This is a genomic window from Nocardioides cremeus (genome assembly GCF_030518195.1).
Taxonomy (GTDB): Bacteria; Actinomycetota; Actinomycetes; order Propionibacteriales; family Nocardioidaceae; genus Nocardioides; species Nocardioides cremeus.
Genome location: NZ_JAULSC010000309.1, coordinates 1 through 275 on the forward strand (window position 1 = coordinate 1; position 275 = coordinate 275).

The 275-nt window shown below is 50.9% G+C and carries 1 protein-coding gene; it reads left to right on the top strand.

Going from position 1 to position 275, the window contains the following annotated elements; translation table 11 throughout:
* A partial coding sequence (locus tag QWJ41_RS21230) for a hypothetical protein (protein ID WP_302710488.1) occupies window positions 1-265 on the top strand: 265 nt, incomplete at its 5' end.
* Window positions 266-275: the final 10 nt, after the last annotated feature.

Consider the following 275-nt stretch of genomic DNA (forward strand, 5'->3'; position numbering starts at 1 on the left):
GACCGGAGCGCTGACAGGAGGCCTATCTTTCAAGAAATCGTCACTCGGCACCTCCAAAACACTTACGGCCGGTCAATCAGCAGCCTTCATGTCAAAACGAAGATCCACCGCTCCCCAAAGCGTACCAGAGCTCATGCATGACAAAGGTCATAGTTACGAGATGAAAAATTGGGAAGATGCGACACCAGGAAGGATGGACACCGATTTAGAAAGAGGCAACGAAGAGACGGTTCCCAAAGAAGAGGAAGGCCAAAGAGTGGCATGATGTGCTGGCT